Source organism: Desertimonas flava (assembly GCF_003426815.1).
In the GTDB taxonomy this organism is placed as follows: Bacteria; Actinomycetota; Acidimicrobiia; order Acidimicrobiales; family Ilumatobacteraceae; genus Desertimonas; species Desertimonas flava.
The window spans coordinates 11,400-26,202 of the sequence record NZ_QKYK01000030.1 but is presented as its reverse complement, the minus strand read 5'-3'; the positions used below and the strand labels follow the sequence as shown (position 1 = coordinate 26,202).

The 14,803-nt window shown below is 68.8% G+C and carries 12 protein-coding genes; 2 read left to right on the top strand and 10 right to left on the bottom strand.

The genetic code is table 11. The annotated features are described in order from the left end of the window. Window positions 1-15: 15 nt before the first annotated feature. Entirely contained in the window at window positions 16-165 is a 150-nt protein-coding gene (locus tag DN771_RS29795) for a hypothetical protein (protein WP_162942340.1), read from the bottom strand. 287 nt (window positions 166-452) lie between these two features. Between DN771_RS29795 and DN771_RS23740 the strand changes: the two genes are divergently transcribed. Together DN771_RS23740 and DN771_RS23735 are read left to right on the top strand one after the other, a co-directional pair. Continuing rightward, window positions 453-1,085 carry a hypothetical protein gene (locus DN771_RS23740; RefSeq protein ID WP_117000058.1) on the top strand — a complete coding sequence of 211 codons (633 nt, stop codon included), beginning with the start codon at window positions 453-455 and terminating at the stop codon, window positions 1,083-1,085. 105 nt (window positions 1,086-1,190) lie between these two features. After that, window positions 1,191-2,303, top strand: a complete 1,113-nt coding sequence (locus DN771_RS23735) for a hypothetical protein (RefSeq protein ID WP_117000057.1) — start codon at window positions 1,191-1,193, stop codon at window positions 2,301-2,303. Window positions 2,304-2,329: 26 nt separating this feature from the next. On the opposite strand, the gene DN771_RS23730 is transcribed toward DN771_RS23735, so the two are convergent. The 9 genes from DN771_RS23730 to DN771_RS23690 form a co-directional block, all read right to left on the bottom strand. Continuing rightward, window positions 2,330-3,859, bottom strand: a complete 1,530-nt coding sequence (locus DN771_RS23730; protein ID WP_117000056.1) for an NADH-quinone oxidoreductase subunit N — start codon at window positions 3,857-3,859, stop codon at window positions 2,330-2,332. After that, window positions 3,859-5,475: an NADH-quinone oxidoreductase subunit M gene (locus DN771_RS23725; RefSeq protein WP_117000055.1), complete on the bottom strand. Its 1,617-nt coding sequence runs from the start codon at window positions 5,473-5,475 to the stop codon at window positions 3,859-3,861. Before DN771_RS23725 ends, DN771_RS23730 begins: the two co-directional genes overlap by 1 nt. Window positions 5,476-5,647: 172 nt before the next feature. After that, a complete protein-coding gene (gene nuoL, locus DN771_RS23720; RefSeq protein ID WP_117000054.1) occupies window positions 5,648-7,681 on the bottom strand; it encodes an NADH-quinone oxidoreductase subunit L in 2,034 nt (677 codons plus the stop codon). Between the two features lie 207 nt (window positions 7,682-7,888). Further along, window positions 7,889-8,227, bottom strand: a complete 339-nt coding sequence (nuoK, locus tag DN771_RS23715) for an NADH-quinone oxidoreductase subunit NuoK (RefSeq protein WP_117000053.1) — start codon at window positions 8,225-8,227, stop codon at window positions 7,889-7,891. Then, window positions 8,224-8,814 carry an NADH-quinone oxidoreductase subunit J family protein gene (locus DN771_RS23710; RefSeq protein WP_117000052.1) on the bottom strand — a complete coding sequence of 197 codons (591 nt, stop codon included), beginning with the start codon at window positions 8,812-8,814 and terminating at the stop codon, window positions 8,224-8,226. The genes nuoK and DN771_RS23710 overlap by 4 nt, the downstream gene beginning before the upstream one ends. After that, window positions 8,811-9,482 carry a NuoI/complex I 23 kDa subunit family protein gene (locus tag DN771_RS23705; protein WP_117000051.1) on the bottom strand — a complete coding sequence of 224 codons (672 nt, stop codon included), beginning with the start codon at window positions 9,480-9,482 and terminating at the stop codon, window positions 8,811-8,813. Before DN771_RS23705 ends, DN771_RS23710 begins: the two co-directional genes overlap by 4 nt. A gap of 136 nt (window positions 9,483-9,618) precedes the next feature. Continuing rightward, window positions 9,619-10,833 carry an NADH-quinone oxidoreductase subunit NuoH gene (gene nuoH, locus DN771_RS23700; protein WP_117000050.1) on the bottom strand — a complete coding sequence of 405 codons (1,215 nt, stop codon included), beginning with the start codon at window positions 10,831-10,833 and terminating at the stop codon, window positions 9,619-9,621. 85 nt (window positions 10,834-10,918) lie between these two features. Continuing rightward, complete coding sequence (nuoG, locus tag DN771_RS23695) at window positions 10,919-13,339, bottom strand: NADH-quinone oxidoreductase subunit NuoG (protein WP_162942339.1); 2,421 nt, start codon at window positions 13,337-13,339, stop codon at window positions 10,919-10,921. Continuing rightward, window positions 13,336-14,760, bottom strand: coding sequence for a complex I 51 kDa subunit family protein (locus DN771_RS23690; protein WP_117000048.1), 1,425 nt, complete (start codon window positions 14,758-14,760; stop codon window positions 13,336-13,338). Before DN771_RS23690 ends, nuoG begins: the two co-directional genes overlap by 4 nt. Window positions 14,761-14,803 lie beyond the last annotated feature (43 nt).

Below are 14,803 nucleotides of genomic sequence, written 5' to 3'. Positions count from 1 at the left end.
AGTGGTCTGTCGCCACTAGCGGCAGGCGAGGATCGCGAGGCGCAGCGCGACGGCGCCCCCGGTGACGAGCGCGACGGGCCACGCCACCGCCAGGGCAGCCCTGCGGGCTGGGTCCCACACCGCGATCGCGGCGATGATCGCCCAACAGCACGCCCCGAGCGCCATGGCGATGACGAACCCAGCGGCGTGGCGTCGACCGGTAGGGGGTTCCGGTCGACGCCACGTCGTGACGACACGATGCCGCCGATCGAAGGCGGCGGCATGGTCGATGGCAGGGCGATCAGTCAGGCGTAGAGAGAGCACCACCCACCAGGAGTCCCACGGAGCGGGTTTCTTACGCGATCGACAAAAGATTTCTCGGGCGCCGCCACCACGTCACGACCCACAGCACGCCGCACCGTGATGTCCGAGGGCCGCCGGATCGACGGGCGCGAGCAGGGGAGACTGGATCGATGACCCGCCAGAACCGCGTCGATCCGTGGGGGAACCTCGTCGCGACGGATGCCCGCGGGCTGTTCACCGGCAACCGTGGCTGCCTCGTCGACCAGCGCGGAGCGCTTGTCCGCCACCATCGAGGTTCGCTGTGGATCACGTGCGTCCTCTGTTTCGGCGAGCGACGTCACCCGCTCGCCGCGCCTGGGATCTGGACCCCGGTGTTCTTCCTCGACGACGCCGTGGCGCTGGCCGCCGGCCACCGGCCGTGTGGCGAATGCCGCCGCCACTCCTACCGGGCGTACCAGGCCGCCGTGTCCCTGGCGACCGGCGCGGACGAACGGCTCGGCGCCGGCGAGCTCAACCGGCGTCTCGCGGCCGAGCGCCTGCGGCGCGGCTCGGGCCTCGACCGGGCCGCAGACCGGCGGCTGTGGACGGCCGACGTGGCGACGCTGCCGCCGGGAACGGTGGTCGTCCTCGACGGGGACGCCCACCTCCTGGGGGGTGGGCACGTGCAGCGCTTCTCCTTCGCCGGGTGGGGCCAGCCGACGGAACTGCCCACGGGCCCGGTCGACGTCCTCACCCCGCCGACATCGGTCCTCGCTCTGGGCCATGGCTTCGTTCCGACCCTCCACGCCACGGCGATCCGCTGAGTGAGGCGTCGGACGTCCGGAGCCGACCGAGCAGCCGACTGAGCAGCCGACTCAGCAGCCGCCGGATCGGACATCCATCGGACACCCGATCCGTACGTTCGCCCCATGACCACATCGAGCGCCCACCGTTCATCCGTGCCGCGTCGTCGCCGCCCCTGGTGGCTCACGGGCATCGTCGTCGCTGCAGCGCTGTCCGGCATCGCCCTCCACTCCACCGACGCCGCCGCCGCACGACCCGCCGATGCCGCCCAGCACGGCGCCGCTCCCGAGCAGACGGTCGTCGACCGGCGCATCGAGTTCACGCCGGGCACGAACAACGCGTGGCGGGAGAGCAACATCACGCCGGGCGTCACGGACCGATGGGTGCTGGCCGCGGGAGCTGGCCAGTCCTTCGCCATCACGATCGACTCGGCGGACAACAACCACGTGTTCTCGGTGTTCGCCCCCGACCGTACGTTGCTCACCAACGTGTCGGCCTCGGCTGACCAGCCGACCACGTTCTGGTCCGGTGTGCTTCCCGCCGACGGCGACTACAGCGTGGAGGTCACCTCGCTCGGCAACCCCGCCTACTACCAGCTCAAGGTGTGGATCGATGCTCCGTCGATGGACCCGCTCGGCCTCGTCCAGCGGCTCCCGCTCCGCAACGGTCGGGGAACGGCCCGCGGCGCCGTGCTGCGCGCCAGCAGCGACTCGTGGCTGGTCGCGGCGGCGGCCGGGCGACCGCTCAGCGTCACGGTCACGCCGTCCGCCGGTGCCGCCCCGACCACGTTCGACGTGTACGGACCCGACGGTGTGCTGATGACCGCTCCTGGCCCGCGCACCGAGTGGAGCATGACGGTCGCCCTCACCGGCGACTATCGGATCGCCGTGACGCCACAGATCGGCAACGCCGAGTACTCGATCAGCGCGTCGAACGGAGCACCGGCAGCACCGCCACAGGGCAACGACGAATGCGACTCGGAGATCGAGTGCCCGCCCGGACCCGACGACTGGCCCGAGTACGAGGGCCAGGCCGACTACTGCCAGATCTACGAATGCGGTGACGGGGTCTTCGACGATCCCAACTACTGCCAGGTGTACGACTGCGACAACCTGTACTGGGACGACGATCCCGGCTATTGCGACCAGTACGGGTGCGGTGACCCCGTCTACGAGCCCGAGTCCGATCCCGGTTATTGCGACCAGTACGGGTGCGGTGACCCCATCTACGAAGGCTGACGGGCGGCTGCCGACCGCCGGCGGGATCAGCGAGCGAAGGCAACCGTGACGTCGGCGGCGTCGAGCAGCCAGCTGGGCAGGATGCCGACGAAGAGGGTGAACACGGCGGCCGCGCCGATGGCGATGCCGCTGGCCCACGGGATGGTGACCGGCTCGAGCTGGGCGATGGCCTCGTCCTCGTCCTGCATCCAGGCGCTGACCATGATCCGCAGGTACAGGAAGGCGCCGATGACCGACGCCACCATGGCGATGATGGCGATGGCGTAGCTCTCGGAATCCACGGCGGCGGCGATCACGCCGAACTTGGCGATGAACCCACTGGTGAACGGCACGCCGGCCTGAGCGACGAGGAACACGGTGAGGGCCAGAGCCAGCGCCGGGTGACGCTTGCCGAGCCCGCGGAACGAGTCGAGATCGGTGGCCCCGTCGCCACGCCGGGCCACGAGAGCGACGACGCCGAACGTTCCGGACACGATCACGGCGTAGGCGAGCAGGTAGAACGCGATGGCCGGCACGCCCGGTCCAAGGCGGTCACCACTCTCGCCGGCGTGATGCGCCGCCGCTTCGAGGCCGACGAGGATGTAGCCGGCGTGGGTGATCGACGAGTACGCCAGCATGCGCTTGACGTTGGTCTGGACGACGGCGAGCACCGAGCCGATCACCACCGATGCCACGGCGAGGACCCAGATGATCGGCCGCCAGTCGTCGCGGTAGTAGCCGAGGGCGACGACCAGCACGCGCACGAGGGCGGCCACAGCGGCGACCTTGCCGATCGAGGCCATCAACGCGGTCGACGGCGTGGGCGCGCCCTGATACACGTCGGGCGTCCACACGTGGAACGGCACGGCCGCCACCTTGAAGGCGAACCCCACGAGGAGCAGGGCGATCCCGGCCAGCAGCGTGGCGTCGCTGCCGTCGACGAGGACGAAGTCGTTGAAGTTGTCGACGATCTCGCCGATGTTCGTCGAGCCGACCGAGCCGTAAATGAGGGCGATGCCGTAGAGGAAGAACGCCGACGAGAAGCCGCCCAGGATGAAGTACTTGATGCCGGCTTCCTGGCTCGCCGTACGGCGCCGGTCGCTGGCGGCGAGCACGTAGAAGGCGAGCGAGAGCGTCTCGAGACCGAGGAACAGGACGATGAGGTCGTTGGCCGACGCCATCACCACGCCGCCTGCGGCGGCGACGAGGTAGAGGGCGTAGATCTCCGGGCTGTCGTTGCCCTCTCGGTGGAGGTGGTCGGACGTGATGAGCACCACGACGACGAGGGAGGCACAGATGGCGATCGTGACGAACTGGGCGAACGTGTCGAACGCCAGGGCCCGCCCGACGAGCGTGCTCGGCGCGCTGTCGGTGATGTCGTCCCACTGCAACATCGCCGCCCCGCCCGCCAGCACGGCGGTGGCGACCGCGACGGCGGCGTAGGCGTGCCGCGGCCACGGCGGCGTGAGGGCGCCGAACAGCAGCAGCACGAGCGAACCGGCGACGAGCACGATCAGCGGCGAGAGGGCGAACCAGGCGACGTCCGGCCCGACGAAGGTCGAGGTCTGGGCAATCATCAGTGGTCAGCCTCCGCGGGCACGGTGTCCGTCGAGTCGGTGGCGTGCTCCTCCTCGGTGGCGTGGTCCTCCTCGGCGGGGACGAACACGGTGGGTTCGGCGATGTCCACGCCGCGCTCTTCGAGGTGCGACAGGAGGGCGTCGACGCTGGGCTCGACCCGATCGATCAAGGGCTTGGGGTACACGCCTGTGAAGACGATGATGCCGATGAACACCGAGATCACCAGGGCTTCACGCAAGTTCAACTCGGCGAACGGCTTGGGCTTGCCGTCCTCGTCCTTGTCGGGCTCGCCGTGGAACACCCGCTGGTAGGCCCACAGCAGATAGAGGGCGGCGAGGATGACACCGGCGGCGGCGACCACCGTCCACCAACGGGCCGACACGAACGAGCCGATGAGCACCAGGTACTCGCCGACGAATCCGTTGAGCCCGGGCACACCGATCGACGACAGCATGACGACCGTGAAGGCGGCGGCGAAGATCGGGGCGACCTGCTGCAGACCCTTGAGCTCGGCGATCTCGCGGGTGTGGCGGCGCTCGTAGATCCAACCGACGAGGAGGAACAGCGCGCCGGTCGACACGCCGTGGTTGATCATCTGCAGCACGCTGCCGGTGATCGCCTCCGAGGTCATGGCGAACGTGCCCAGCACGATGAAGCCGAGGTGAGCCACCGACGAGTAGGCGACGAGGCGTTTGAGGTCCTTCTGCATCGTCGCCACGACGGCGCCGTAGAGGATGCCGATGACGGCGAGCGTGAGGAACAGCGGCCGGGCCCAGTCCGCCGCTTCCGGAAAGAGGTAGAGACCGAACCGCAGCAGGCCGTAGGTGCCGAGCTTCAGCATGACGCCGGCGAGGATGACCGAGCCGGCCGTCGGGGCCTGGGTGTGGGCGTCGGGTAGCCACGTGTGCAACGGGAAGATCGGCACCTTGACGGCGAAGGCGATGGCGAAGGCGAAGAACAGCCAGCGTGCGGTCGATGTGGCGAAGTCGCCCTCGTTGGCGATGCGCACGAGGTCGAACGTCGTCTCGCCGACGCTGTCGCGGGCGAGCACCACGGTGGCGATGATGCCCACGAGCATGAACGCCGAGCCGAACATCGTGAACAGGAAGAACTTCGTCGCCGCGTAGATGCGGTCGCCGTAACCCCAACCGCCGATGAGGAAGTACATCGGGACGAGGACGATCTCGAAGAAGATGAAGAACACGAAGAGGTCGAGGCTGAGGAACGACCCGAGGCAGCCGGCCTCGAGCAGCAGGAGCCAGCCGAGGTAGGCCTTCTCGTCGTGGTGAGCGTCGACGGCCACGATGGCGAGCGGGAAGAGCACGCCGGTGAGCAGCACGAGCAGCAACGAGATGCCGTCCACCCCGAGATGCCACGAGATGCCCCAGCGATCGATCCACTCGTGCTTCGACACGAACTGGAAGCCGGCTTCGCCCGTCTCGAACGAGGCGGTGAGCCACAGGGTCAGCGCTCCGGTGGCCACGGCCGAGACCAGCGCCACGAGCTTGACCAGTTCGGGCCGGCGCTTCGACACCAGCACGGTGGCGACGGCACCGAACACGGGGAGCAGCACGATCGCCGTGAGGATCGGGAAGTTCATCGTCGAGGCGTGCATCACAAGCTCCCGTTGGCGTTCAGCAAGCGCCAGCGAGCGTCCCGAAGTTCGAGCGGGTAGGCGACCGGAGCGCTAGCTGCCGAGGCTTCAGCCGAGCCGGCTTGTCGGGGAGCCGGCGCGGCGGCCTGCGTGGCCACTGAGCCTCGGCGAATCGCCTGTAGGGAACGCAGCATCACAGAATTCCTCGGACGAGGATGAACCACACGAACAGGGCGGCGACACCGAGGCCGAGGATGCCGGCGTAGGCGCGCACGTAGCCGCTCTGCACCTTGCGCACGAGCCCGGCCACCAGACCGATCTCCTTGGCGGTGCCCTTCACGGCCCCGTCGACGACGTTGCGGTCGACCCACGCGACGCCCTCGAACGCCTTGCGCCCGGGGCCGCCCATGAAGTCGCTGATCGACTTGTCGTAGTACCAGCCATTGGCGAGGATCTCGGGCTCGATCGCCTTCACCCGCTTGCGCTGGTACACGGCGACGGCGGCGATGATGCCGGCCAGGGCGACGGCGATGGCCACGAGCATCAGCCACGACTTGTTGTGATCGAGGTCGGCGTCGATGACCCGCTCACCGCCCTCGACGAGCGGATGGAGCCAGTCGGCGAGCTTGTGCACGATCCCGTCGGGGAGCCACGACACGCCGGGCAGCTGGATGACGCCACCGACGATCGACAGGCCGGCCAGCACCACCAGCGGGAAGAGCATGATCCACGGCGACTCGTGCGGTGTTGCGGCGTGGCCGTGTTGATCGCTCGCTTCGCTCGCGTCCGGCTGCGCTGTGTGATCGGCTGGCTGCTCGGCGAGGTCGTTGTGGTCGGCGGTGATCAGCTCGCCGTGGGCACCGTGCTCGGCGGCCTTGTCCTGCCACTTGGCCTCACCGAAGAACACCATGATGATCTGGCGGGTCATGTAATAGGCGGTGAGCAGCGCCGTCACGAGGCCGAGCACGTACAGCACCGGGCTCTTGTCGAAGGCGAACAGGAGGATCTCGTCCTTCGACCAGAAGCCGGCGAACGGCGGCACACCGGCGATGGCCAGCCAACCGATGAGGAACGTGGCCGCGGTGATGGGCATCCACTTGCGGAGCTGGCCCATCTTGCGCATGTCCTGCTCGTCGTGCATGCCGTGGATGACCGACCCCGAGCCGAGGAACAGCAGGGCCTTGAAGAAGGCGTGGGTGACCATGTGGAAGATCGCCGCCACGTAGGCGCCCGAGCCGACGGCGAGGAACATGTAGCCGAGCTGGCTGACGGTGGAGTAGGCGAGCACCTTCTTGATGTCGTTCTGGGCGACGGCGACGGTGGCCGCGAACAGCGCCGTACCGACGCCGATCCATGCGATGAGCGTGGGCACCCAGTCGGCCCCGGCGCTGAGCACCGGGTTCATGCGGGTCATCAAGAACACGCCGGCGGTGACCATCGTCGCGGCGTGGATGAGCGCCGACACCGGCGTCGGGCCTTCCATCGCGTCGGGGAGCCAGAAGTACAGGGGCAGCTGGGCGCTCTTGCCGACGGCGCCGACGAAGAGCATCGCGCCGATCGCCGTGGCCGTCGACTGGGCGAGCCCGCCCTGTTCGGCCGCCGCGTTGAGCCCCGTGTAGCTGAGCGTGCCGACGGCGCCGAAGGCGAGGAACATCGCCACCATGAAGCCCCAGTCACCCACGCGGTTGGTGACGAAGGCCTTCTTGCCCGCCGTGGCCGCCGACTCCCTGGTGTGCCAGAAGGAGATGAGCAGGTACGAGCACGTGCCCACGCCTTCCCAGCCGAGGAACGTCACGAGCAGGTTCTCGCCGAGCACGAGCATCAGCATCGAGAAGGCGAAGAGGTTCAGGTAGACGAAGAACTTCGAGAACTTCGGGTCGCCGTGCATGTAGCCGACCGCGTAGAGGTGGATCAGCGTGCCGATGCCCGTGACGAACAGGCACATCGTGATGCTCAGCTGGTCGGCCATCAGGGCCATGTCGATCTTCAGGTCGCCGACGGGCATCCACTCGAACAGCCGCACGATGTGGGTGCGGCCGCCCGCGCCGTGCCCGGCCTCCGTCGTGACCATGTCGATCCAGGCGATCGCCGTGACCACGAACGAAAGCCCGAGCATCGCCGTGGCGAACAACCCCGACTTGGGCTCGCCGAGCCGGCGTCCGAAGGCGACGTTGACGAGGAACCCGAACAGCGGGAACGCGGGGATCAGAAAGATTGCGTCGAACATGTCAACCCACCAGCCATTCGCGCCGGAGCTGGGTCCGGTCGGCGCCCGTGATCAGTACAACCTCCGTCGGGGGGTTCGGGGGGCGGTAGCCCCCCGATTCGGCGGGGCAAGGCGAGCTTGCTCGCCCCCGCCTGCAGTTGGGCGCGGCGAAGCCGCTCCGAATCAACTCGGGTGATGCGGCGAGCGAGCGCAGCGAGCGATGCCGCATCATCCCGACAACTCGCTGATGTCGTCGGCGGTGGCGCCGGACCGGCGTCGCAGGATCGACACGATGATGCCGAGGCCGACCACCACCTCGGCGGCGGCGACGACGAGCACGAAGAACACGGCCGTCTGCCCGTCGATGTTGTCGTTGCGCACCGAGAGGGCCACGAAGCTGAGGTTGACGGCGTTGAGCATCAGCTCGATGCACATGAAGAGCACGAGCGGGTTGCGTCGCACCATCACGCCGAACGCACCGATACCGAACAGCACGGCGCCGAGCACGAGGTACCACGTGGGCGTGGGCTGCGGCGCGGTGAGGGCGATGACGTTCACCGCGTTCATGACGGGCCTGCCTTGTCCCGCTTGTCCTTGCGAGTCATGACGACGGTGCCGGCGACGGCGACGATCAACAGCACCGACGTCAGCTCGAACGCCAGCACGTGGTCGCTGAAGAGGTTCTCGCCGAGCTGCTTGATGTTGGCGTCGGGTCCTGCGGCCCCGTTGACGCGGGGATCCTCGGCGCCGGGCGTGACGACCGGTTCACCGGTGATGTCGAGACCGATGCCGGCCTTCAGGGGCGGCGCCTCTCGTGCCTCGAAGATGCCGGCGACGAGCAGGCCGACGATGGCCAGGGAGGCCAGGGCGGCGAGAGGACGCTGGATCGGCAGTGGCTCGATCTTGAGGTTCTCGCTGCTGTCGACACCGAGCAGCATGATCACGAACAGGAACAGCACGACGATCGCGCCGGCGTAGACGATCACCTGCACAGCGGCGAGGAAGTGGGCCTCCATCGACACGAAGTGCACGGCGACGCCGAAGAGCGTGAGCACGAGGCTCAGCGCGGCGTGCACCGGGTGACGACGAACGATCACACCGACGGCGCCGCCGATCACCATCAGCGTCGCGATGACGAAAACAATGAAGTTCATGGGGTGGGAGAAGCCCCGTCGACATGCTCGTCGCGCGCTTCGGGGGCCCGAAGACCGTAGCCGAGCTCACCGCTCCAACCGGAAACTCCGACGAAGTCGGCGTCGCCGCCGGGCGACGTGGCGCGCATCCAACCGCTGGTGTGCTCGTCCTCCCCGTCGCGCCAGTCCTCCCACGGCAGCTGCTTCGGCTTGCCGTCGTCGCCGACGACCAGTTCGGCCTTGGTGTAGATGGCGTCCTGGCGGCTGGTGAAGGAGAACTCGAAGAGCTTCGACTCGGTGATCGCCTCGGTCGGGCAGGCCTCGACGCACAGGTCGCAGTGGATGCAGCGCAGGTAGTTGATCTCGTAGACGAAGCCGAAGCGTTCGCCCGGCGACGTCGGGTTGTCGGGATCGTTGTCGCGGCCGCGGACGTAGATGCACTTGGCGGGGCACACGCCGGCGCACAGCTCGCAGCCGATGCACTTCTCCATGCCGTCCTCGTAACGGTTGAGGACGTGCCGGCCGTGCAGCCGTTCGGGCTTGTCGGCCTTGGCATCTGGCGCGAAGTCGGGTGCGGTCTCGCCCTTCTTCTTGGCCATGCGGCCGCCGGAGTACTCGCGCGTCGGTCGCTCGCCCCCGAAGATCTTGTGCTGCTTCAGCGTGACCAGGAACCCGTCGAGATAGCCCATCAGACGACCTCTCCACTGGTGCGTTCCCCGGCCACGCAGGCCGCGTGAACGGCATGCTCCGCTAGCGCTCCGCATGCCTTCACCGCTCGAACTTCGGGACGCTCGCTGCGCTCGCTGAAATCCGGACGTTCGTGGCTCATGCCAGATCCTCCTGTTCGCGGTTGCGGCGGCTCACGTTGACGGCCAGCAGCATCAAAGCGCCGCACACGGCGAGGACCACGACTCCGGCGCCACCTGCCAGCAGGGTCTGCCAGAAGTCCCAGTCCTCGTCTCGGACGACACGCAGGCCAGCGAGCAGGAGGAACCAGCCGAGCGACGCCGGGATCAGCAGCTTCCAGCCGAGGTCCATCAGCTGGTCGTAGCGCAGGCGGGGCAGCGTGGCCCGGAACCAGACGAAGACGTAGAGGAAGACGAACAGCTTGGCGAGGAACCAGATCGTGCCCTCGATGGCGCCGGGTATGATCGGGATGTCGAAGAGGCCCTGCGGACCGCCGAGGAACAGCGTGACGATGATGCCGCTCATCGTGATCGTGTTCATGAACTCGGCGAGGAAGAAGAGGGCGAAGCTGAACGCCGAGTACTCGGTGTTGAAGCCACCGACGAGCTCCTGCTCGGCCTCGACGAGGTCGAACGGCGGGCGGTTGAGCTCGGCCGTGGCGGCGATGACGAAGATCACGAACGGCACGAACGCCGTGGCGACGATGCTCCAATCGACGAAGCGGTTCTGGGCGTCGACGATGCCGCTGGTCGTGAGCGTGCCCGCGGTGAGCAGCACGGCGGCGACGCTGAGACCCAGCGCCGCCTCGTAGCTGACCATCTGCGCCGAGGCGCGCACCGAGCCGAGCAGCGGGTACTTCGAACCGCTCGCCCAGCCGGCGAGCATGATGCCGTACACGGCGACCGACGACAGCGCGAGCACGAGCAGGATGCCGACGGGCGGGTCGGCGAGCTGGAGCCGCGTCACGTGTCCGAACAGCTCGACGGTGCCGTCCTTGCCGCCGCTGAAGTCACCGCCGAGGGGGATGACCGACCAGACGAGGAACGCCGGCACGAAGGCGAGAAACGGGGCGAGGCGATAGACGAAGCGGTCGGCCCGATCGGGGAGGAAGTCCTCCTTGAAGATCAGCTTCATGCCGTCGGCGAGCGTCTGCAGCAAGCCGAACGGACCGGCCTTGTTCGGGCCGAGGCGGTTCTGCAGGCGAGCGATCACCTTGCGCTCGAACCACACCATGAACATCGTGCCGACGAGGCCGACGGCGAAGACGACGACCACCTTGACGAGCACGAGGACGATCGGCGTCCACTTCAGCCCGCCGACGAGCAGCGGATCGAACCCGAGGAAGGAACTCACGCCGTCACCCCGAACCCCAAGTTCTTGTACTGATTTCTGGTCACCCGTGAGGTGAAATCAGTACAAGAAGTCTCAGGTGCGGCGTTCATTGGAGTGCCTCGATGCGGAGGTCGGTGACGTCGCTCTGGGCGTCGACCAGCGTGTTCACCGTGGAGCCGTGGTTGAACGGCACGAACACGGTGCCGCGTGGCACCGCGGCGTCGCCGACCACGTCGAGCACCACCTCACCACGGGGTCCCGACACCTTGGCCCGGCCACCCCCCGACACGCCGAGCTTGTCGGCGTCGGCCGGGTTGACCCGCGCCGACGCGGCCCCGGCGAGCGGGGCGAGCGACGGTGCGTGGGACGTGGCCACGGCCTGGTCGTAGAGCGTGCGGGCAACCACCAAGCGGTAGTCGTAGCTGTTGCGGGCGCCCACCGGAAAATTCTCCAAGGCGGTGATGTCGGCCGGCGTGCCGGTGCCGACGGCGAGGACGCCGTCGCGGTTGCCGTCGAGGGCCGCCGGGCTGGCGGCGGCGTAGGCGGGCACGGTGCCGGCGATCGCCGACGTGATCGACTCGACCGACGACAGCATCACGGCCAGGTCGTCGTGACCGAGCCGGTCGGCCAGCTCGGCGGCGACCATCCAGTCGGCCCGGGCGGTCCCGGCAGGCGTGACCCGCTGGCTGACCGTCGTCACCCGGCCTTCGAGGTTGGTGGTGGTGCCGGACTTCTCGGCGAACAGGGCGGCGGGGAGCACGACGTCGGCCAGCGACGACGAGTCGTTGAGGAAGCCGTCGAGGGCGATCACCACGCCGGCCTTCTCGACCGCGTTGCGGGCGAGGACCGGATCGGGGCAGTCGGACAGGGGATCGGCGCCGAGCAGCACGAGCACATCGACCTCGCCGGCCTGGGCGGCGGCGAGGATGCCGAGGGCGTCGAGAGAACCGTTGGCGGGGCGGAGGCCGAGTTGCAGGGCGCCGTGGACGTTGCCGCGGCGGAGGGCCGGGAGCACCTTGACGTCGGGCTGGACGGCGGCGACCGCCTCGTAGACGGCGCGTAGCGTGGCGGACGCCGACGCTGCGGACTCGGCGAGGTTGGCGCGCCCGGCCACGATGACGACCGGGCCCTTGGCGAGCTGGCCGGCGACGTCGTCGGCGCGCAGGGCGGCGACGGCCGTGGCCGCGGCGCCGGGCTCGACGCGGATGCTGCGCCACGCGTTGCGGGACAGCCCGGTGGCGGTGGGGGTGAGCTCGATGATGCGCGACGTGCGCTTCTCGGCGGTGTGCCGGAGGCGCAGGTACAGGACGCCGAGCTCCTCCTTGGGGTCGGGCCCGAGGAGGATGATGGTGGGCGCGGCCGTCGTCTCGTCGATCGTCGCCCGGGGAAGATCGAGCAGGGCTGCCGGCATCCCGTCGCCGAGTTGGGCGTCACGGTTGGCGATGCCGATGGAGTCGGCCAGCCGGGCCCAGGCGAAGGCGTCCTCGTTGGTGCCGCGGGCGCCGCCGAGGATGGCCACCCGCTTGGGGTCGGCGGCGGCGAGGGTGCTGGCCACGGCGGCGAGGGCGCCGCTCCACGTGGTCTCGGTGAGACCCGACTCGGTGCGCACCAGCGGCGTGGTGAGGCGCTCGTCGGAGTTGATCGTCTCGAAGCCGAAGCGTCCCTTGTCGCACAGCCAGCCCCAGTTGACGGGGTCGCTGTCGACGCCGAGGTAGCGGACCAGCTCGTCGCGGCTCGACTGCACGGTGATGCGGCAGCCGACCGAGCAGCCCATGCACGTGGACTCGGACTCGGCGAGGTCCCACGGGCGGGCCTTGAAGCGGTACGGGGTGGCGGTGAGGGCGCCGACCGGGCAGATCTGCACCGTGTTGCCCGAGAAGTAGGACGAGAACGGCTCGTCGGGGAACGTCATCACCTGCGTTTCGTTGCCGCGCTGGGTGAAGTGGATCAGGGCGTCGCCGGCCACCTCGTCGGCGAAGCGCGTGCAGCGATCGCAGAGGATGCAGCGCTCGCGGTCGAGCAGCACGAGGTCGCTGATCGGGATCGGCTTCTCGTAGTGGCGCTTCTCCTCGACGTAGCGGGACTCACCGGGACCATGGCTGAACGCCTGGTCCTGGAGCGGGCACTCGCCGCCCTTGTCGCAGACCGGGCAGTCGAGGGGATGGTTGGCGAGGAGCATCTCGATGATGCCCTCCTGCGCCCGCTTCGCTGCCGGCGACTCCGTCTCGACCTTCATGTCGGGCGCGACGGTCACCATGCACGACGGCTGCAGCTGCGGCCCGCGACCCGAGTCGATCTCGACGAGGCATTGCCGACACATCCCCACCGACGACATGCGGGGGTGATAGCAGAAGCGCGGGATGTACTCCCCCGCCCGATCGGCCGCGGCGATGACGTACTCGCCCTTGCGGGCCGTGACCGCCTTGCCGTTGATCGTGATCGACACGGCGTTCGGATCGGGCGGCGGTGCGTCGACCTCGGGAGCGTCGCCCTCGGTGGGGCTGTCCGTCTTGGCGGTGTCGCTCACGCGTGGGCTCCTACCGGCTGGGGTGCTGGGGCGTCGGCAGCAGTGACGGGGATCGTCGTGCGCTGCTTGATGCGCGCCTGGAACTCGTCGGGGAACAGCGTGAGCGCCGAGTGCACGGCTGTCCAGGCCGACGGTCCGACGAAGCAGATCGTCGTCATCTTGAAGGGGAACGGCACGGTGTCGATGCCGAGGCGCTCGCTTGCCGCATGGGGGAAGTCGCCCGGGCAGATCGTCTGGCCGATCTCGAGCAGCTGGTCGAGGTCGGCCTGGGTGGCCCGTCCCTGGACGACGCGCTCCATGATGCGCGACAACCACGTGCCGCCCTCGCGACACGGCGTGCACTTGCCGCACGATTCCTTGGCGTAGAAGCTGACCAGCGTCTGGGCGATCGCCGGGATGTCGGTGGTGGAGTCCATCACCATGATGGCTCCCGAGCCGAGCATCGAACCGGCGGCGCCGACGAGCTTCGATTCGAACGGCAGGTCGAGCTGGTCGGGCAGGAACCACGGGGCCGAACCGCCTCCGGGCACGAACGCCTTGAGCTCGTTGTCGTCGCGGATGCCCTGGCAGAACTCCTCGCCGTACAGCAGGTCGCGGAACGTCGTGGTGCCGTTGACGATCTCGTACACGCCAGGCCGCTTCACGTGACCGGACACGGCGACGATGCGGGTGCCGGGCGAGGTTTCGGTGCCGATGGCGGTGTAGGCGGCGGCGCCGTTGGCGAGCAGCCACGGCAGGTTGGACAGGGTCTCGACGTTGTTGACGATGGTCGGCTGGCCGTAGAGCCCGATGGCCGCCGGGAAGTACGGCGGCTTGAGCCGCGGCATGCCACGGTTGCCTTCGAGGCTCTCGATGAGGGCGGTCTCCTCGCCGACGACGTAGGCGCCGGCGCCCCAGGTGAGCACGACGTCGACCGACAAGTTGCTGCCGAGGATGTTCTTGCCGATGTAGCCGGCGGCGTACGCCTCGTTCAGCGCGGCGGCGACCCGCTCCTGGGCCAACGCCATCTCGCCGCGGATGTAGAGGAAGCACTGCGACAGGCCGGCGGCGTAGCAGGCGATGAGGCAGCCCTCGATGAGCTGGTGCGGGTCGCGCTCCATGAGGAGGCGGTCCTTGTAGGTGCCCGGCTCGCTCTCGTCGCCGTTGACGACGAGGTACCGCGGCCACACGTTGGGCGGGGTGAGGCCCCACTTCACGCCGGCCGGGAACCCGGCGCCGCCGCGACCGAGCACGACGGCGTCCTTCACGGCCTGGTGACCGTCGGCCGGCGACATCGCCAGCACCCGGCGGAGTCCCTCGTAGCCGCCGGTGGCGAGGTAGCGATCGAGCGTGTAGCCGTCCTCGTAGCGGAAGCGTGACGTGACGATCTTCGGCCGCTCGTCGCTCTCCACGTACCCGGGAGCCCACGGATAAGTGGTCACGAGTTACCTCCCTGCTGCGTTCCCCGGCCACGCAGGCCGCGTG

Coding starts and splice junctions, on each gene's coding strand:
- DN771_RS23705 (WP_117000051.1), bottom strand. CDS start 9,482: ATGGGCTATCTCGACGGGTTCCTGGTCACGCTGAAGCAGCACAAGATC.
- DN771_RS23710 (WP_117000052.1), bottom strand. CDS start 8,814: ATGAACTTCATTGTTTTCGTCATCGCGACGCTGATGGTGATCGGCGGC.
- DN771_RS23725 (WP_117000055.1), bottom strand. CDS start 5,475: ATGCACGCCTCGACGATGAACTTCCCGATCCTCACGGCGATCGTGCTG.
- DN771_RS23730 (WP_117000056.1), bottom strand. CDS start 3,859: ATGATTGCCCAGACCTCGACCTTCGTCGGGCCGGACGTCGCCTGGTTC.
- DN771_RS29795 (WP_162942340.1), bottom strand. CDS start 165: ATGGCGCTCGGGGCGTGCTGTTGGGCGATCATCGCCGCGATCGCGGTG.
- DN771_RS23740 (WP_117000058.1), top strand. CDS start 453: ATGACCCGCCAGAACCGCGTCGATCCGTGGGGGAACCTCGTCGCGACG.
- DN771_RS23735 (WP_117000057.1), top strand. CDS start 1,191: ATGACCACATCGAGCGCCCACCGTTCATCCGTGCCGCGTCGTCGCCGC.
- nuoK (WP_117000053.1), bottom strand. CDS start 8,227: ATGAACGCGGTGAACGTCATCGCCCTCACCGCGCCGCAGCCCACGCCC.
- nuoL (WP_117000054.1), bottom strand. CDS start 7,681: ATGTTCGACGCAATCTTTCTGATCCCCGCGTTCCCGCTGTTCGGGTTC.